General features: G+C 64.1%; 17 protein-coding genes. 11 read left to right on the top strand and 6 right to left on the bottom strand.

Going from position 1 to position 17,210, the window contains the following annotated elements; genetic code table 11:
* Positions 1-2 precede the first annotated feature (2 nt).
* Together ACSQ9I_RS18780 and ACSQ9I_RS18775 are read left to right on the top strand one after the other, a co-directional pair.
* The gene (locus ACSQ9I_RS18780; RefSeq protein WP_436314073.1) at positions 3-743 is read left to right on the top strand and encodes an amino acid ABC transporter ATP-binding protein; all 741 of its coding nucleotides are present in this window, start codon (positions 3-5) and stop codon (positions 741-743) included.
* A 61-nt stretch (positions 744-804) separates the two neighbouring features.
* Positions 805-2,010, top strand: coding sequence for a trans-sulfuration enzyme family protein (locus ACSQ9I_RS18775; protein ID WP_436314072.1), 1,206 nt, complete (start codon positions 805-807; stop codon positions 2,008-2,010).
* Positions 2,011-2,030: 20 nt separating this feature from the next.
* On the opposite strand, the gene ACSQ9I_RS18770 is transcribed toward ACSQ9I_RS18775, so the two are convergent.
* The 5 genes from ACSQ9I_RS18770 to ACSQ9I_RS18750 form a co-directional block, all read right to left on the bottom strand.
* Positions 2,031-2,918, bottom strand: coding sequence for a LysR family transcriptional regulator (locus ACSQ9I_RS18770; RefSeq protein WP_436315778.1), 888 nt, complete (start codon positions 2,916-2,918; stop codon positions 2,031-2,033).
* Positions 2,919-2,979: 61 nt separating this feature from the next.
* Positions 2,980-4,101 carry a trans-sulfuration enzyme family protein gene (locus ACSQ9I_RS18765; RefSeq protein ID WP_436314071.1) on the bottom strand — a complete coding sequence of 374 codons (1,122 nt, stop codon included), beginning with the start codon at positions 4,099-4,101 and terminating at the stop codon, positions 2,980-2,982.
* 75 nt (positions 4,102-4,176) lie between these two features.
* Positions 4,177-4,488 (bottom strand): quaternary ammonium compound efflux SMR transporter SugE, encoded by a 312-nt coding sequence (gene sugE / locus ACSQ9I_RS18760; RefSeq protein WP_436314070.1) that lies wholly within the window; start codon positions 4,486-4,488, stop codon positions 4,177-4,179.
* Between the two features lie 80 nt (positions 4,489-4,568).
* On the bottom strand, positions 4,569-4,913 hold the full coding sequence (locus tag ACSQ9I_RS18755) for an antibiotic biosynthesis monooxygenase family protein (protein WP_436314069.1): 345 nt from the start codon (positions 4,911-4,913) through the stop codon (positions 4,569-4,571).
* A gap of 22 nt (positions 4,914-4,935) precedes the next feature.
* Complete coding sequence (locus ACSQ9I_RS18750) at positions 4,936-5,568, bottom strand: FMN-binding negative transcriptional regulator (RefSeq protein ID WP_436314068.1); 633 nt, start codon at positions 5,566-5,568, stop codon at positions 4,936-4,938.
* Between the two features lie 84 nt (positions 5,569-5,652).
* Here ACSQ9I_RS18750 and ACSQ9I_RS18745 point away from each other — a divergent pair, with 84 nt between their 5' ends.
* Complete coding sequence (locus tag ACSQ9I_RS18745) at positions 5,653-7,206, top strand: PLP-dependent aminotransferase family protein (RefSeq protein WP_436314067.1); 1,554 nt, start codon at positions 5,653-5,655, stop codon at positions 7,204-7,206.
* On the opposite strand, the gene ACSQ9I_RS18740 is transcribed toward ACSQ9I_RS18745, so the two are convergent.
* Positions 7,154-8,527, bottom strand: coding sequence for a sigma-54 interaction domain-containing protein (locus tag ACSQ9I_RS18740; RefSeq protein WP_436314066.1), 1,374 nt, complete (start codon positions 8,525-8,527; stop codon positions 7,154-7,156). The genes ACSQ9I_RS18745 and ACSQ9I_RS18740 overlap by 53 nt on opposite strands.
* A 251-nt stretch (positions 8,528-8,778) precedes the next feature.
* Here ACSQ9I_RS18740 and ACSQ9I_RS18735 point away from each other — a divergent pair, with 251 nt between their 5' ends.
* From ACSQ9I_RS18735 to ACSQ9I_RS18700, 8 genes are all read left to right on the top strand, one after another.
* Complete coding sequence (locus ACSQ9I_RS18735; RefSeq protein ID WP_436314065.1) at positions 8,779-9,537, top strand: alpha/beta fold hydrolase; 759 nt, start codon at positions 8,779-8,781, stop codon at positions 9,535-9,537.
* Entirely contained in the window at positions 9,534-11,240 is a 1,707-nt protein-coding gene (locus ACSQ9I_RS18730; RefSeq protein ID WP_436314064.1) for an MFS transporter, read from the top strand. The genes ACSQ9I_RS18735 and ACSQ9I_RS18730 overlap by 4 nt, the downstream gene beginning before the upstream one ends.
* A gap of 10 nt (positions 11,241-11,250) precedes the next feature.
* Positions 11,251-12,273, top strand: coding sequence for a CobW family GTP-binding protein (locus ACSQ9I_RS18725; RefSeq protein WP_436314063.1), 1,023 nt, complete (start codon positions 11,251-11,253; stop codon positions 12,271-12,273).
* Positions 12,270-13,037, top strand: coding sequence for a nitrile hydratase subunit beta (gene nthB / locus ACSQ9I_RS18720; protein ID WP_436314062.1), 768 nt, complete (start codon positions 12,270-12,272; stop codon positions 13,035-13,037). The genes ACSQ9I_RS18725 and nthB overlap by 4 nt, the downstream gene beginning before the upstream one ends.
* Entirely contained in the window at positions 13,034-13,663 is a 630-nt protein-coding gene (nthA, locus tag ACSQ9I_RS18715) for a nitrile hydratase subunit alpha (RefSeq protein ID WP_436314061.1), read from the top strand. Before nthB ends, nthA begins: the two co-directional genes overlap by 4 nt.
* A gap of 11 nt (positions 13,664-13,674) precedes the next feature.
* Positions 13,675-14,022, top strand: a complete 348-nt coding sequence (locus tag ACSQ9I_RS18710; protein ID WP_436314060.1) for a nitrile hydratase accessory protein — start codon at positions 13,675-13,677, stop codon at positions 14,020-14,022.
* Positions 14,019-14,885, top strand: coding sequence for a hypothetical protein (locus ACSQ9I_RS18705; RefSeq protein ID WP_436314059.1), 867 nt, complete (start codon positions 14,019-14,021; stop codon positions 14,883-14,885). Before ACSQ9I_RS18710 ends, ACSQ9I_RS18705 begins: the two co-directional genes overlap by 4 nt.
* A gap of 132 nt (positions 14,886-15,017) precedes the next feature.
* Positions 15,018-17,210 (top strand): TonB-dependent receptor, encoded by a 2,193-nt coding sequence (locus ACSQ9I_RS18700; RefSeq protein WP_436314058.1) that lies wholly within the window; start codon positions 15,018-15,020, stop codon positions 17,208-17,210.

Genomic DNA, 17,210 nt, shown 5'->3' with positions numbered 1-17,210 from the left:
CAATGAGCGAAGTCATCGTCAGTCTGCAGAAGGTCAACAAATGGTATGGGGACTTTCATGTCCTGCAGGATATCGACCTGAAGGTGCACAAAGGAGAGCGCATCGTGATCTGCGGGCCTTCCGGGTCGGGCAAGTCCACGATGATCCGGTGCATCAACCGGCTCGAGGAGCACCAGTCGGGAGTCATCACGGTGGACGGCGTCGAACTGATCCATGACCTGAAGCGCGTCGAGGCGGTCAGGAAGGAAGTCGGCATGGTGTTTCAGCACTTCAACTTGTTTCCTCACCTCACCGTTCTGGAGAACCTCACGCTGGGACCGACCTGGGTTCTGAAGAAACCGCTGGCCGAGGCGCAGGCGATCGCAATGAAGTACCTGGAGCGGGTTCGCATCCCCGACCAGGCGCACAAATACCCAGGCCAATTGTCCGGGGGGCAGCAGCAGCGCGTTGCGATCGCGAGGTCGTTGTGCATGGCGCCCAAGGTCATGCTGTTCGACGAGCCCACTTCGGCGCTCGACCCCGAAATGGTCAAGGAAGTGCTCGACGTGATGGTGAGCCTGGCCGAGGAGACGAAGATGACCATGCTTTGCGTGACGCACGAGATGGGCTTCGCCCGCAAGGTGGCGGACCGGGTCATCTTCATGGACCGGGGGGAGATCGTCGAAGAGAACGTTCCCGATCTTTTCTTCGGCAACCCGCAGACAGATCGCGCCCGCCAATTTCTGAACCAGATCGTCCACTAGCCGCGGCCGATGCTGCGCCAGATTGGCCTCACCAGTACATTCCACAATGAAAGAATCAAGCATGAAAGAGGAATCGCAGGGGCTGGGTTTCCAGACACGCACGCTGCATCACGGCCACGACAGATCCGATCCCTACGGGGCCGTTTCGCCACCGATCTACATGACCTCAACCTTTGCCTTCGAGAACACGGCGCAGGCGGCAGCAGTGTTCTCCGGAGAAAGCGAGCGCTACGTCTACGGCCGGCAACACAACCCGACGCAAAACCTCCTGGAGACGAGGCTTGCAGAGCTCGAAGGGGCCGAGGCAGCGCTGGCCACCGGCTCGGGCATGGGTGCTATCTGCTCCACCTTGCTCACGCTCCTCTCCGCCGGAGACGAGTTGATCGTGCATCACACGATGTACTCGACGGCGACTTCATTGGTCGACGAGGGCCTACCGCGCTTCGGGGTGAAGGTCACGAAGGTCGACCTCACACGGCCCGAGAAGCTGAAAGAAGCATTGTCCGATCGCACGCGGCTCGTGTACTTCGAAACGCCCGTGAACCCCACGGCTCAGCTGTTGAACATTCGCGAACTTGCAAAAGTGGCGCACAGCCGTCCGGGCGTTCGGGTGCTTGTCGATTCGACATTCGGCTCGCCCGCGCTGCAGCGGCCGATCGAGCACGGTGCCGACCTTGTGGTGCACTCCATGACGAAGTACATCAACGGGCACGGCGATCTGCTCGCGGGGGTTGTGCTTGGAGATCTGCCCACGATCAAGCGGATCAGGTCGGAGGGCCTCAAGTACATGACCGGCGCGACGCTATCGCCCATGCTGTGCTTCCTGGTCTTGCGCGGACTGAAGACGTTGACGCTGCGGATGCGGCAGCACAGCGAGAGCGCGTTGAGGGTTGCCCGCATGCTGGACGCCCATCCGGCGGTGAAGCTCGTGCGGTATGCCTATCTCGAAGGCAGCCCCGATCGTCCACTCGGCCTCTCTCAGATGAGTGCGGGTGGTGGCATGCTCTCGTTCGAGCTGCACGCCGGTGGCGACGGGGCCATTGCGATGATCGACCAGTTGAAGCTCATCTCCAGGGCCATCAGCCTGGGCGACACCGAAACCCTGATCACCCATCCCGGCACCCTGATCCTGGCGCGCCAGAAGGTCGAGCCTGCCGCGCGCCTCAGCGCCGGCGTGACGATGGACCTCATCAGGCTGTCTGTCGGGCTGGAAGATGTGGATGACATCCTCGCCGACCTTCGGCAGGCACTGGACTCGTTGCAGTAGCGAGAGGGGCGGCATCGCCATCAGGTTGAGCGTTGCAGTTGTTCGGCGACCTGCAAGACGCAAGCGAGCAGGTCGGAGGTCAGCGGTGCCATCGCCTTGCCCGGGTTGGAGATGACCACCACCCGGCGGCGCAGCGCGGGGCGTTCGATGGACACCTTGCGAAGCCCGTAGTCGGCAAGCAGCCTGTCGGGAATGCGCGACGGCAAGATGCAATGACCGACCCCGGAAGAAACGAGCTTGAGCATGGCGTCTATGGTTTCTGCTTCGGCAACATAGGTGGCCTGCAACCCAGCGCTATGGATCATCCGCCTCAGAGCGTAGTGCGCGGGAAAGCCGACCAGGCGCAGGCTGAGGGTCGACAGGTCCTGGGGCGATTCCAGGGGACTGTTGTCGAGGACGACCAACGCCATTTCGTCCTCGAACAGCGGCTTCGATGCCAAGGTTCCGCAATCCACCGCGGAGTCGTAGACGAAACCCAGATCCGCCTTGCCATTCTCGACCAGAGCGACGACTTCGGGTGAGCTGCGGCTCAGCAGCGAGAGATTCACATCCGGATGTGTGCTGACGAAGAGCGAGAACACGTCAGCGACGAAGTAGTAGCTGAGCGTATGGACCGTCGCCAAGCGGACTGTGCCATGCGTAACTCCTTGCCGGCGCACGCTGTCGACAGCACGGTCGATCTCTCTGAAGGCCGGGGCCAGGGCGTCGTAGAGTTTCGTACCGGCTTCGGTCAGCTCCACGCCGCGACCCGTGCGGACAAACAGCGATTGGCCAATATTCGATTCGAGCGCGCCCAATTGCTTGCTCAATCCCGACTGTGTCTGGTCGAGTTTGTCGGCAGCCTTGGAGAGCGAGCCCAGTTCCGCGATGCAAAGGAAATACCGCAGCGGTCGGTCAAGTGTTTCGATCGCCATGGTATTTCTTGGTTGGTCGCTGTGTACGTGTTCGAAGTACGTGCGAAATCGGCTGTTACGGTGAAGCGGAACGTATTGCCGAGTCGAGGTCGCTCCAGAGATCGTCCGCATCTTCAATGCCGACACTGAGCCGCAGAAGCGAAGGTGGAAGGTGGCCCTGTCCGGGGATCGCAGCTCTTCTTTCCATCGTTGATTCCACTGCGCCAAGACTGGTGGCGTGGCGGATGAGTCTGACGTTTCGGCAGACACTATCAGCAAATTCAGCCCCGCCACGCATATCGAACGAAATGATCGTTCCGAAGCCTTTGAGCACGCGCTTGGCAATTGCATGCGTCGCATGCGAGGGCAAGCCTGGATATCGGACACAGGTGATCAGCGGATGTCCCTTAAGCCGCTCTGAAAGCAGCATGGCTGTTTGCTGGGCCCGTTGTAAGCGAAGCGCGAGAGTCCTCGCGCCGCGAACGGCAAGAAAGGCTTCTAGCGTTCCTGGTGTCGCACCAGTCAACTCGCGGGATTTTCTGAGAGCGTGCCACAGCGCATCGTCTCTCGTCGTGGCGACCCCCGCCAGCAAGTCGGAGTGGCCGCCGATGAACTTGGTTGCCGATTGCAGAGACACTGTCGCGCCAAAGTCGAGCGGCTGCTGATTCAAGGGCGTGGCGAAGGTGTTGTCCACTGCCACGATCGCCCCGGGCTTGCGCGGAGCTGCGCAGATGGCCTCCAGATCCGCGACAGTCAGCAGTGGATTGGAAGGCGATTCAAGCCAAATCAGGTCAGCGGCGCCGCAGGCTTGAATCCAACCAGCTGTATGGTCCGCCGCCACGCGCTGCACGGACCAACGCCCTCTTTCAGCGCCCGCTGCCGCTAGGCCTGCAACACCTTGATAGCAATCATCTGGGAGCACGACAACGGCATCAGCCGCAAGCTGATCAAACACCGAGGCAATGGCGGCCATGCCGGAGGCGAACGCCACGGCTTTGCTTGACTCAAGCCCACCGACGACTTCTTCGAGTGCTTCCCAGGTTGGCGTACCGTCATCACGCGAGTAATCGCGCCCCCTGCCGAGTATGAAGTTCGATGCCGGGATCAGCGGCACGTTCAACGGAGCGCCGGGCTCAGAGGCACGGCCTGCCGTGACGAGCCACGATTCCAGCTTGATTGCAGAAGTGCGCTTTTCCATTCTCAGTATTTCCAAAAAATCTGTGATGCGACGCAACGCGTCGTACTCGAAAGCTCGCACGTGCAGCCAAGCAGACTACGCCGAGCTTGCCAGTTTGAGGCCGACGATACCGGCAACGATGAGCCCCAGACTAACCAACCGACCGGGTGCTGCGGATTCCCCGAACAGGACAATGCCGAGGAGTGCTGTGCCGACTGCGCCGACTCCGACCCAAACGGCGTATGAGGTGCCAACGGGTAGGGACTTCATGGCGATTCCCAGCAACACGACGCTGATGACCATGGAAGCGATCGTGAAGATGCTTGGCCACAACTTGGTGAATCCATCTGTGTACTTCAGGCCGATGGCCCAGCCTACTTCAAGAAGACCGGCGACAAGCAGAAGCATCCAGGCCGTACGATTCTCCGTTCGGCGATCCAGACGCCGCATCCGATCGACTCTATCGTTGTTCATAAGACCGCCGAATTTCAGCGGACACAAGGTACTGATCGCGTTTCGCCAGCGAGCGGGTGCGGAATGCCGCCATCACCATAGAAGCGGACAACCTGTGCAATGACCACCTGGTAGCCCTTGAGCCAAAGCGCCTGGCGCTGCTTTGCAGCGATGTGCGCAGGGTGCCCGATGAGCTCCTGGAGTGCCTCCATCGTTTTCCAGTAGTACACGTTGGAAACGAGCCCTGTTGCAGGGCTCTCCCAGATCTCTTCGCCAAGGTAGCCTGGGATGGACTTGGCAACCTGGGCAATGACGTTGTCCAGGGCATGGAACTCGTCGTCGAACTCGCCCTTTGCGAAAGTGAAGGTGGACGTGTACATGGGTTTGTTTGTGCTGGCCTCGTCAGCTCGCTTCGCTGGCGTTGCGCATCAATTCCGACATTTGCTCGTGTCCCCGCGCCTTCAACATCTCTGCGGCATTGAGGCGGTCGCGCGCTTCCTTGTTCTGGCTGAGCTTGGACTTGCCTACCAGCGACGTAACGGCGATCTCGATGCCCACGATGTTGCGCACCATGCTGTCGATGTACTCGGGCGCGGAGTCGCCCATCTTCCAGGGCTTCGGTTCGGCCGCCTCGTGCCGCCGCGTCAGGCGCGCGATGATGCCGCGCGCAAAGCGTTCGTCGTCGTGCACGGTGAGCACGCCGTGCGCGTGCACCACCTCGTAGTTCCAGGTCGGCACCTGGCGGTGCGTCTCGTGCTTGGACGGGTACCAGTTGGGCGAGATGTAGGCCTGCGCACCGCCGAAGATGACCATCACAAGAGTTCCCGTGGGGCAGCGCTGCCAGAGCGGATTGGCGCGAGCGAGGTGCGCCGACAGCAAGCCATGCGTTCCCACGTCGGGATCGAACTCGAAGGGGAGTTGATCGGCATCCAGTCCCGAGGCCCCATGCGTGACCAGCGCACCCAGCGGATGCTCGCGGATGATGCGGTTCAGTTCCTCGGGTCTTGTTTCGGCGAAGTGCGTGGGGAGGTACATCGGGGGAGGGTGTGAATGGTGTGGGTAGCTGGTACTGTCGCGCGGAACCGGCACAATGGGAAGGTCCAGTTTTATTCATTTTGCATGGACCAGTTTTCAACGCCATCGAGCCGAAGTTCCGGTGCCGACAGGGTCGGACGCCGCATCTACGACCTGCTGCGTTCCCAGATCGCCGACGGGACGCTCTCCGCGGGCGCGCAGGTGCCGTCCACGCGTGCCCTGGCTGCAGATTTTGGGGTGTCGCGCACCACTGTCACCGCCGCCTACGAGCAGCTTGCGGCCGAGGGCTTCCTTGCCACGTCAGCAGGGCGGGTTGCCCGTGTCGCAACTCCGCTGGCTGCGCCCGAACGTTCCGATACGAAGCCGAAGCAGCGCGGCAGGACTGCACCGACTCTCTCGGCCTTCGGCCGTCGCGTGGCGGCGATCAACATGCCCGGGCTTGCTCTTGCGGAACCCTGCCGCATCGACTTCTTGTACGGCGCTGTGGCCGCTCGCGACTTTCCAGCGCTGGCCTGGCGGCGTGCCTACCAAGCCGAACTGCTGCGCCATCAACGCCGGCTCTACTACGTCGCGCCCGAAGGCGATGCGTCGCTGCGCCGCTCCCTGCAGGGGTACCTCCGGCGCGCGCGGGGCCTGGCCTGCGATGCCGAGCAGATCCTCATGGCGCACGGCTCACAGCAGGCCATCGACCTGTGCGCGCGGCTCCTGTTGAATCCCGGCGACGCCTTCGTCTTCGAGGAGCCCGGCTACCTGATGGCGCGCCGGTGCTTCGAGGCCACCGGCGCGGAAGCTTTGGCAATACCGGTGGACGCCCAAGGCCTGGACACCGCCATGCTGCCAAACGACGATCGCACCCGCTTGGCCTATGTGACGCCTTCGCACCAGTTTCCGCTGGGAGGTGTGCTGCCCATCGGCCGGCGCCTGGAGCTGCTCCGTTGGGCACGAACGCACCGCGCCTGGGTCGTCGAGGACGACTACGACGGCGAGTTTCGCTACGGCCAGCGCCCGATCGACGCACTGCAGTCGGTAGACACGGACGGACGCGTGATCTACATAGGCACCTTTTCCAAGGCGCTGTCGCCGCAGCTTCGGCTCGGCTACCTGGTGCTGCCGCCTGAACTGGTGCCGGTGTTCCGGCAGGCCAAGCGGCTGGCCGACCGCCATGCGCCCGTGCTCGAGCAGCGTGTGCTGGCGTCGCTGATCGACAGCGGCGCCTACGAGCGCCACGTGCGGCGCACGCGCCGCGAGCACGAGCGTCGCCGGGCGGCGCTGCTCGATGCCATTGCGCGCCACCTGCCTGCGAGCGCTACGGTCATCGGCGCGGCGGCCGGGCTGCACGTGGTGCTCTGGCTGCCGTTTCTGCGGCCGCAGGACGAGCCCACGCTGGCGGCTGCTGCCCGCAGCAAGGGCGTGGGTGTCTACTCGGTGTCGCCGCTGTTCGCCAAGCCGCCCTCGCGCATGCAACCCCGGCCGGCTGGACTGATCCTGGGGTATGCCAGCCTGACGGTGGAGGAGATCGATCAGGGGATGCGTGTGTTGGCGGCAGCGATCGCCGAGCGGGGTGCGAAGCCGAGCGTGTCGGTCGCTAAGACAAAGCGGGCGAGCGCCGAAGCTCTCGGTACAGCGTCGCGCGGCTGATGCCCAGCCGGCGCGCGGCCTCGTCCTTGTCGCCTGCAGTCTCTGCGAGCGTCCTTCGTATGCAGGCATCGCGCTCGCGGTCGAGGTGTGCCTGCAGCGTAGTCGTTGGCGTCGTTTCGTGCCGGCCGTCAATGGCCTGCGGGCGCTTTGCGGCAGGCTGATCCGGCAGCCCTGCTTCACCAGAGAGCAGGAAGCGCAGCAGCGCGGCTTCCAATTGCCGCACGTTGCCCGGCCAGTCGAAGGCCAGCCATTGCGTGCGAACAGATAGGGGCACCCGGCGCCCCGGCAGGCCTTCGCGCAACGCCATGCGCTCGACCAGTTGCTCGGCCAACCACTCCAGGTCGTCGCGCTCGCGCAGCGCGGGCATGTGCACGCCGAGCACATTGAGCCGGTAGTACAGGTCGGCCCTGAACTGGCCCGCGTCCACACGCTCCTGAAGGTCGCGGTGGGTGGCGCAGACGACACGCGTATCGATCGGGATCGGCGAGACGCCGCCCACCCGCACGATCTCCTGGTTCTGTACTGCACGCAGGAGGCTGGCCTGCAAACTGAGGGGCATGTCGCCGATCTCGTCGAGGAACAGCGTGCCGCCGCTCGCGAGCTCGAACTTGCCCGGTTTGCCGCGCGTCCGGGCTCCGGTGAAGGCGCCGCCTTCGTAACCGAAGAGCTCCGCATCGATCAACGATTCCGGAATGGATGCGCAGTTGACCCACACGAACGGCCGTCGGGCGCGCGGCGACAGCGCATGGATGGCGTTGGCCGCCAGTTCCTTTCCGCTGCCGGTCTCGCCCTGGACGAGCACCGGCAGCGACAGCGGCGCGGCTTGTTCGATGGCCGCACGCACCGCCTCCATCCGGGCGCCCTGGCCCAGGATGTCGTCGAGCCCGTAGCGCGCGGTCCATGGCGTGGGCGGGCTATGGATGGCGCGCCCCTGGTCACCGACGACAGCGACCGCCTTCTTCAGCGCCGCCATATTGGAGAACAGCGCCAGGCCCACCGCCCCGATGATTCGCTCGTCCTGGTAGACGGGCACCTGCCGCGCGAGCAACTGGTGACCCCGCACTTCGAGCGGCATCATGGTCACGCTGAGGTCGCCGCGCGCCACATGGTGCAGGCGCGTCTGCGGCGACACGACGTCCGTAATGTGGCGGCCGATGAAGTCTTCCGGGGGGCCGCCCAGCAGGCGGCAATAGGGCGCATTGATGAGCACGACGCGGCCATTGGTGTCGACGGCCACCAGGCAGTCGGACACGTGGTCGAGCACGCGGCGCAGGAACTCGGCCTCGTTCTGGCCGGAGCCGAACCATTCGGGAAAGGGCATTTCTCGTCTCGTAGTTGCGACGTTTGGACTCAATACTGAGACTAAGGCATGTGCTCCAGGCCGTCAATCGAAGCTCGCGGTGAGCATTTCTCCAAGCAAATCAAGCACTTGTCGAAATTGCGAAGAGGTCGGTCGAGCGGGCCTCGGATTTGCTCTGTGCCCTCCGCCTCGCATTCGAAGCATCGCGGCGGCTTCCACCCTTTCACCTGGAAATGCACATGAACGACATTATTTCAATCGGAGACATGCACGTGCGCGTGGCGGGCCACGGCCCGGCGCTCGTCTTTTGCCACGGCTTCACCACGACCGGCGAGTTCTGGCGCCAGCAGATGGGCGCGTTCTCGCACGACCACCGATTGGTGGTGCCCGATCTGCCTGGCCACGGCCGCTCGGCGTCACCGCGCTCACGCCGCTACACGATCGATGCGTTCGTTGACGACCTCGTGCTGCTGTTCGACAAGCTGCGTCTCGACGATGCGATTCTCGTGGGGCTGTCGATGGGCGGCACGATCGCCCAGCGTTTCGCGCTCGCGCACCGGAGCCGCTTGCGCGCGCTGGTGCTGGTGGGCGCCACCCCGCACGGACTCGGCCCTGACGTGAACGTGAAGAATGTGCTGCGCGCCATCGACGCCCTCGGCGTCACTGCGGCGAGCCACGCGGTAATCGACCGCTCGTTTGCCTCCTCCGCCTCGGCTGAACTGGTGGCCTTCGCGCGCGAGCAGGTGGCGCAGACGCCGGAATTCGTCGCCCGCGAAGCCATCGTCTCGCTGAACGAGGCCGACAGCCGGGCGCAGCTCGCACGCCTGGCATTGCCGACGCTCGTTGTCTGCGGCGAGGAGGACGCCATCACGCCGCCGGCCGAGTCGAATGCGCTCGCCGCCGGCATTCCCGGCGCGATACTGCAGCTGGTGCCCAGCGCCGCGCACTTTCCGATGCTCGAGCAGCCCGAGCGCTTCAATTCGATCCTGCGCGACTTCATCGCTCGCATCGACAACCGGAGCGGCGCTTGACGCGCGCCCGCCATACATCAAGGAGTATGGACATGACAACAACAGTTGAAACATCCCCCGCAACGCCCGAGCGTTCGCGTGAAACGCGCCGGGTGGTCTTCGCCGCGGCGCTTGGCACGGTGCTGGAGTGGTATGACTTCTTCATATACGGCAGCCTCGCCGTGTTCTTCGGCGGGTTGTTCTTTCCCAAGGGCAATGAGTCGGCGGCCATCCTCGCGTCGCTAGCGACCTTCGGCGCAGGCTTCGTGCTGAGGCCCTTCGGTGCAATCGTCTTCGGGCGTCTGGGCGATCTGGTCGGGCGCAAGAAGACTTTCCTGGTGACGATGATGATCATGGGCACCGCCACCGCCGCTATTGGCTTCCTGCCCACGTTCGAGACCATCGGCTGGGCCGCGCCCACGCTTCTGGTGCTGTTGCGTCTTCTGCAGGGGTTGGCGATCGGCGGCGAGTTCGGCGGCGCGGTTACCTACATCGCCGAGCATTCCGATCCGCGCCGCCGGGGCTTCATGACCAGCTGGCTGCAGATCACCGGAACCATCGGGTTGCTCGTCTCCCTGGGGGTGATCATGGTGCTGCGCTCGTCGATGTCCGCTGAGTCCTTCGCCTTGTGGGGATGGCGCGTGCCGTTCATGCTGTCGATCGGGCTGCTCGCGTACTCGCTCTACGTTCGCATGCGGCTGGAAGAGTCGCCCGTGTTCCTCGAGATGAAAGCGCACGGCAAGGGCTCGCGAAACCCGGTCAAGGACACCTTCGGCGATCCGCGCACCCTGCGCATCGTGCTGGTGACGATCTTCGGCGCCGTGGCCGGGCAGGCGGTGATCTGGTACACCGCGCACTTCTACAGCCTGCAGTTCCTCACGGCGACGCTCAAGCTGCCGCCGCAGTCCGCCTACGCCTACCTCACGATTGCCCTGGTGCTGGCCACCCCGTTCTTCGTGCTCTTCGGCTGGCTGTCCGACCTGATTGGGCGCAAGTGGATCATGCTGACGGGTTGCCTGCTTTCCGCAATCCTGTTCATGCCGCTTTTCCAGGGCATGGCCAAGTACGGCAACCCGGCGCAAGAGGAGTTCCGCGCCCGCACCCAGGTCGTCATCCAAGGTGGTGATTGCAGCGAGGACCAGTCCTTCATCGGCCAGCTGTTCCAGCCAAAGGCGACCAAGCCGTGCACGCGTGCCCGCTCGTTCCTGGCCGCGCAAGGCGTGCCGTATACGTTGCGGCCGCAGGCGGGCGAGCTGCAGTTCGTGGTCGCCGAAACGACGCTGACCGGTTTCGATGAAGCGGCACTGCGCCGCGTGCTGGTCGAGCGCGGCATGCCGCTCACGGCCGACCCGGCACGCGTGAATGCGTCCATGGTCGTGCTGATGCTGTTCGTGCTGGTCCTGCTCGCGACCATGGTGTACGGGCCGATGGGCGCGTTCCTGGTCGAGCAGTTTCCAACGCAGGTGCGTTACAGCGGCGTCTCCGTGGCTCTGCAGTTTGGCAATGGCTGGATTGGTGGCTTTGCGCCGTTCATCGCCACTGCAATGGTCGTGAGCAGCGGCGACATCTTCCGTGGCCTCATCTACACGATTGCCGTAGCGTTGCTCACGCTGGTGGTGGGTGCCTTCTGCATTCGTGATCGCCGGGGGCTCGACATGCGCGAGCCAGTGGCGGCAACGCAAACGCCGCGCGCCACTTCGACGCTCGCTGCGTCGGAACAGTAGCCCGACCGCCATGGCTCTAGCCAAGATCCCCGTCACGATCGTCACCGGCTTCCTGGGGGCCGGCAAGACCACGCTCGTGAACCACCTGCTGGCGCAGTGCAGCGGCACCTACATCGGCATCATCGTCAACGAGTTCGGCGAGGTCGGCATCGACGGGCAGCTGATCGTCGCCGACGACCAGCCGCTGATCGAGATCACCAATGGCTGCGTCTGCTGCACGGTGCGCAAGGACCTGACGGCGGCGGTGAACGAGCTCCTGCAACGCGCCGAACGTCCGGTCGAGCGGCTGATCATCGAGACTTCCGGCCTGGCCGATCCCGCTCCGGTGCTGCAGAGCTTTCTTGCCGATCCCGCCTTGTTGCAACTCGTGGAACTCGAGTCGGTGGTCACCGTCGCCGATGCCCACCACATCCTGCTCCATATCGGCGACGACATCGTGCGCGAGCAGATCGCCTTTGCGGACGTGATCGTGCTCAACAAGGTCGAGATCCCCAGCGCACCGGAGCTGGAGCAACTCGAGAAAGAGCTGCGCCGGCTGAATCCGGCTGCGCACCTGGTCCGGACCGAGCGAGCACAGGTCTCGGCCGCCGAGCTGCTGGGCACGAAGCGCTTCTCCTTGCCGCACGTGCTTTCGATCGAGCCCGATCTGCTGGACGGCGAGGCGCATGACCACGAGCACGACACCTCGATCGGCTCGTGCTGCATTGAAACCGGCGGTGCCATCGACCCGGAGCGTTTCAGCCGCTGGATGAACCAACTGATCCAGCGCGAAGGCACACGGCTGATGCGCACGAAGGGCGTGCTTCACTTCAACGGCGAGGCGCGCCAGTTTCACTGTCACAGCGTGCACATGCTGCTCGATGCGCGGCCTGGGCGGCGATGGGGTCCCGACGAGCCGCGTCGCAGCAAGCTGGTCTTCATCGGGCGTGAACTTGCGGGCGACGCCTTGCGCGAGGGCTTTCTCGGATGCCTCGCGGTTCAGCCTGAACGAATGCCGGCTCCTGCCGCCGAATCTGAAATGGAGCACCCATGAAACTTCAGCATGCGCTGGGCGGCCTTGAGAACCTCGGGCCTGTGAGCCTCGAAACCCGGGTCTTCGTGCAGGAATGGGAGAAGCGCATCTTCGGCATCCACACGGTGATGATGGCCGAGAGCGCCCACCTCGCAGAGGCATTGCCCAGATATCCGATGGCCAGCTTGCCCACCACGTTCAAGCACACCTGGACCTGGGCCTCGCTGCGCACCGGTGCCGAGGGCATGCAGCCCTTCGAGTACTTCAAGTTCCGCTACTACGAGAAATGGCTGATGGGCATCAGCCAATTCTTCGTCGACGAGGGCTACATCACCGCCCAAGAACTGGCCTGGCGGACCGCCCACTATCGCGTCCAGCCCGACGCGCCGCTGCCCGAGTGTCCCAGCGAGCCGATCAAACATCAGGTCGTCGACTACCTGCTGCAAGGGGACTCCAGCCTGCGGCCGCTGCCGCATGCACCGCGGTTCGCGGCCGGCCAGACGGTGCAGGTGGCCGACCCCGCGGCGGCTGAACACACGCGGCTACCCGGCTACCTGCGCAACAAGAAGGGCACTGTCCGCGAGGTGTACCCGGGTGCCTTCGAGTATTTCTGCTCGACCGGGCCTGATGGGTTGGAAGGACCGATGCCGGTGTACCGCGTTGCGTTCGATGCGCGCGACATCTGGGGTCGCGACCTCTGCGAACCGAATACGACGATCTACGCCGACCTCTTCGAGGTCTACCTGCAATGCCGAACGCTCGACGAAGAAGATAAAACGCCATGAGCACCGATCTGTTCAAGTACAACGACGAGCGCGAAGCGGCGAGTGCCGCGAAGGTGCGCGCACTGGAGGCCTTGCTTATCGAGAAAGGCGTGATCGGCAGCGACTCGGTCGATGCGGTGCTCGATCATTTCGAGAAGATCGCGGGACCGTTCAACGGCGCGCGCATCGTTGCGCGGGCATGGGTCGATCCGGCCTACAAGCAGCGCCTGCTCGACGACACGCCTCAGGCCATTGCCGAACTTCAGCTGCCACTGGGCATGGAAGGCGCCGAGGGTGAGCACATGGCCGCGGTGGCCAACGGTCCGGGTGTGCACAACTTGATCATTTGCACGCTTTGTTCCTGCTATCCGTGGCCGGTGCTCGGTCTGCCGCCGTACTGGTACAAGGATCCGGTGTTCCGCGCCCGAGGCGTGCGCGAGCCGCGTGCAGTCTTGCGCGAGTTCGGCGTGCCGATAAGCGAGCACATCGAAGTGAAGGTGTGGGACAGCAGCGCGCAGATCCGCTGGTTCGTTGTGCCTGAGCGGCCGGCCAACACCGACGGCTTCAGTGAAGAGCAACTGGCTGCGCTGGTCACGCCGGAAGCGATGATGGGCGTCGCGCTGGTACCGCCGCCTACAGCGGCCTGAGGCGGAGTGCCATGTTCACTCGCTTCGAGGAATATGCAGCTTCTCAGATGCTGGGCCATGCCGATTCGCCGCCGCGCAGCCAGGGCAAGCTGTTCTTTGCAGAGGCCTGGCAACGGCAGCTCTTCGGGTTGACGCTGGCTGTGGCCAAGCAGGGGCACTTCGACTGGGAGGACTTCCGCCAGCACCTGATTGAATCGATCGGCGACTGGGAACGACTTGATTGCGCAGCGCAGCCGCCGTGGGACTACTACGAGCAGTTCTTTGGGGCGCTGCTGCAGGTTCTGGAGCGGCAGCAGGTGGTGACTGAAGGCGAGCTGGCCTGGGTCCTGGCCGATCGGCCGTTGCGGAGCCATGAATGAGCGCCGAGTGGCTGTCCTTTTCGGGCTTGGTCCTGATGTTCGTTTTGGGGCTGCGGCACGGGTTGGACCCGGACCACATTGCCTGCATCGACGGACTGACCTGGCGGGCACTCAATCGTTCGCATACCCATGCAGGTTGGATCGGGACCTTGTTCGCGCTCGGTCACGGCCTGCTGGTCACGCTGATCGCGGTGGTCGTCAGCAAGCTGGCGCTGCACTTCGATCCCCCGGGCCTTGTGGTGACCGTTTTCGGATGGATTCCAACCTTGCTGCTGATCGTGGTTGGTTGCCTCAATCTGCGCCTGCTGCTGCGCAGGGACGAGGTCTACGCGCCGACTGGTTGGAAAATGAGCCTGATCCCTGCGCGCTTGCGGCAGCAGACGAGTGCCTGGTCGGTGGTGGTCATCGGCGTGCTGTTCGCCACCGTCTTCGACACCGCTACACAGGCGGCAGCCTGGGGCTACGTCGCCAGCAACAAGAACGGCGGTGCATGGGCTGCCTTGCTCGCAGGGATGACCTTCACGGCAGGGATGATGGTCACCGATACGCTGGACGGCCGCATCATCTGCCGAATCGGCCGAGGCATCGAAAATCCGGAGGCAGGGCGCCGCGTGCGCCGGACACTGGGCTGGCTCATCGTTTCCATCTCGTTCGGCGTAGCTGTCTACAACGTGGCCAAGGTGTTGTTGCCGGAAGTCGAACTCGACGACATGGCATTCTCATTCGCCGGCGCTGCGCTGGTTGTTGTCATGCTGGGTATCTGGGCGTGGAGTGCCAGGCGCGCACGCAGTGCGCGAGCGTCCGTCATGCCGGGCCTTCGGAAAGATGCGCCCCCAACACCCCTTCCTTCGTGGACCTCCTGATGTCGCCCCGCAGCGTACGTCGGTGAACCGACAGCTGCCGGCCCGCAGCGCGGCTGCGGTCCGGTGGCCACGAGTGCCTCTCTGCCCAGAGCTTGGCAACCCAGCGCTTCCATCTTCTTCTCCGGTTCTCTCATGGTCAAACACATCGCATTCCCGGGCGTCGTCGTTCTGGTGGTCAGCACCTCGACGCTGGCGCAAGTGAGCCTGCAAGCCGTTGAGGTGACAGCCACGCAGCAGGATCAGTCTCCGTCGCTGCAGGCAACGCACGCCGTTGGCAGCCGGCTGCGTCTGACCGCCCGCGAAACCCCTGCTTCTGCGGAGGTGATCACGCAGGAAATGATGGAACGGCGCGGTGCGCGAACTTTCGAGGAGGCATTGCGCGGCAGCGTGGGGATGACCGCGGGTGGCGCGCCTGGTTCCCCCTCCGTGGCATCGACACGCGGCTTCACGGGCGGCTTCATCACCTACCTGTTCGATGGCGATCGGGTGGCAGTGGCCTCGATGGTGAGCCGGTCGCAGGACACCTGGAACTACGAGCGCATCGAGGTCCTGAAGGGCCCTGCCTCGGTGCTCTACGGCGAAGGCGCAATCGGTGCTGCCGTCAATTTCGTGACCAAGCGGCCCGACCGCAACAACCCGGGTGCCGAGGCCATGCTGTCCTACGGCAGTTTCGGTACGGCGCGTGCCGGCGTCGGCCTGGGTGTCAACATCGGCGAATCGAGTGCTTTGCGGCTGGACTATAGCCACCAGGAGACCAATGGGTACATCGACCGCAACAAGCAGCGGTACGACAACCTCACCATGGGGTTCACCACGGCATTGGCGCGTGACCTGACGCTCGATCTGACGATGGACTATTCCACAGACCGCGCACTGTCCTACCAGGGGACACCGCTGGTGCCGCGCGCCTTTGCGCTGCAGCCGACCGACATCGTCGGCGACTCGGCGGGGCGGGTGGTCGATCGCAGCATCGCCTTTCGCAACTACAACGTAGACGATGCCCAAATGAGCGCACGCAGCCTTTGGGCGCGTGCCAAACTGAGCTGGCAGATCGCGCCGGAATGGAAGCTGCGCAACGAACTGTCCTACTACACGGCGGACAGGGCGTGGCGCAATGCAGAGTCCTATGCCTTTGCCGCCCCCGGACGGATCGTGCGGGACCTGGTCGGGATCACGCACGACCACCAGATCCTGACGAATCGGCTCGATCTCACGAACACCTCGCCCATCGCCGGAATGAAGAACCGGTTCGTGGCGGGCCTCGAGTACACGAAGACCGATTTTTCCTCCAACCGCGATTTTTCGAATGGATCGGCCGCGGCCGACAACGCCCTCACGGTGCGTGAGTTCGCCACCTTCCCGGGAAGCTACGGCGCCTTTGCCGCCGATCCGGCGCTCTACGCCGGTGCCGGCAATCGCACGATCTTCGGCGCACGAATCACCACCAGCGCGCTGTTCCTGGAAGACGCCTTGTCCATCAGCGACCGTTGGACCGTCGTGGGCGGCTTGCGCCAGGACTACGTGAAGCTGGAGCGCCAGAGCGTGGACCTGAACACCCGCGCCCTGACATCGTTCACCCAGAAGTACAGGCCGACATCGGGGCGGTTGGGCGTGGTGTTCGCCATCGACCCCGACACATCGGCCTATGCGCAGTACACCAACGCGAGCGCGCCGGTCGGTACGGGCAACCTCTTGTTGCTCTCAGCCGCCAACAGTGCCTTCAGTCTCTCGACGGGCAAGCAGCTCGAGGTCGGCATCAAGCAGTCGGCTTTCGGCGGGCGGCTCGACTACACGGTGGCGGCTTACAAGATCGAACTCGACAACGTGCTCTCGCGCGATTTCAGCAACCCGACGCTCACCGTCAACAGCGGCAAGCAGTCCGCCCGCGGCCTCGAACTCGCCGCGACCTGGAAGGCGAAGCGCGACCTGACGCTGAGCGGCAACCTGGCGCGCGTCGATGCGCAGTTCGATCAACTGATCGAGGCCGGCAACGTCTCGCGCGCCGGAAACACGCCGCCGAACGTGCCGAAGACGGTTGCCAATCTCTGGGCCGACTACAAGGTTCCGGGATGGCCGGTGCGCGTGGGCGCGGGCGTCAACCGGACCGGCCACTCCTACGCCAACAACGCCAACACGGTGCGCATGAACGGGTACACCACGGTCAGCGCCTATGCGACGTGGACGCTGCCAAAGGGCGACCTCACGTTTCGCGTGCGCAACCTGACGGACAAGCTCTACGCCTATTGGAGCGGCGCGAATTCGAACAACCAGGTCATGATCGGCGCACCGCGCAGTTTCGAAGTCAGCTACCGGGCAGCTTTCTGA

The sequence above is a fragment of the Variovorax sp. LjRoot84 genome (genome assembly GCF_964254305.1).
Lineage (GTDB): Bacteria > Pseudomonadota > Gammaproteobacteria > Burkholderiales > Burkholderiaceae_C > Variovorax.
Note: the sequence above shows the minus strand (reverse complement) of the source record. Positions and strands in the feature narration are given on the sequence as shown.

Bases quoted from the DNA above. Each gene is read 5' to 3' on its own strand.
- ACSQ9I_RS18705 (WP_436314059.1), top strand. From the start codon at position 14,019: ATGAGCGCCGAGTGGCTGTCCTTTTCGGGCTTGGTCCTGATGTTCGTT.
- ACSQ9I_RS18750 (WP_436314068.1), bottom strand. From the start codon at position 5,568: ATGTACCTCCCCACGCACTTCGCCGAAACAAGACCCGAGGAACTGAAC.
- ACSQ9I_RS18725 (WP_436314063.1), top strand. From the start codon at position 11,251: ATGGCTCTAGCCAAGATCCCCGTCACGATCGTCACCGGCTTCCTGGGG.
- ACSQ9I_RS18780 (WP_436314073.1), top strand. From the start codon at position 3: ATGAGCGAAGTCATCGTCAGTCTGCAGAAGGTCAACAAATGGTATGGG.
- ACSQ9I_RS18765 (WP_436314071.1), bottom strand. From the start codon at position 4,101: ATGGAAAAGCGCACTTCTGCAATCAAGCTGGAATCGTGGCTCGTCACG.
- ACSQ9I_RS18755 (WP_436314069.1), bottom strand. From the start codon at position 4,913: ATGTACACGTCCACCTTCACTTTCGCAAAGGGCGAGTTCGACGACGAG.
- ACSQ9I_RS18775 (WP_436314072.1), top strand. From the start codon at position 805: ATGAAAGAGGAATCGCAGGGGCTGGGTTTCCAGACACGCACGCTGCAT.
- nthA (WP_436314061.1), top strand. From the start codon at position 13,034: ATGAGCACCGATCTGTTCAAGTACAACGACGAGCGCGAAGCGGCGAGT.
- ACSQ9I_RS18745 (WP_436314067.1), top strand. From the start codon at position 5,653: ATGGACCAGTTTTCAACGCCATCGAGCCGAAGTTCCGGTGCCGACAGG.
- ACSQ9I_RS18740 (WP_436314066.1), bottom strand. From the start codon at position 8,527: ATGCCCTTTCCCGAATGGTTCGGCTCCGGCCAGAACGAGGCCGAGTTC.
- ACSQ9I_RS18710 (WP_436314060.1), top strand. From the start codon at position 13,675: ATGTTCACTCGCTTCGAGGAATATGCAGCTTCTCAGATGCTGGGCCAT.
- sugE (WP_436314070.1), bottom strand. From the start codon at position 4,488: ATGCTTCTGCTTGTCGCCGGTCTTCTTGAAGTAGGCTGGGCCATCGGC.
- ACSQ9I_RS18700 (WP_436314058.1), top strand. From the start codon at position 15,018: ATGGTCAAACACATCGCATTCCCGGGCGTCGTCGTTCTGGTGGTCAGC.
- nthB (WP_436314062.1), top strand. From the start codon at position 12,270: ATGAAACTTCAGCATGCGCTGGGCGGCCTTGAGAACCTCGGGCCTGTG.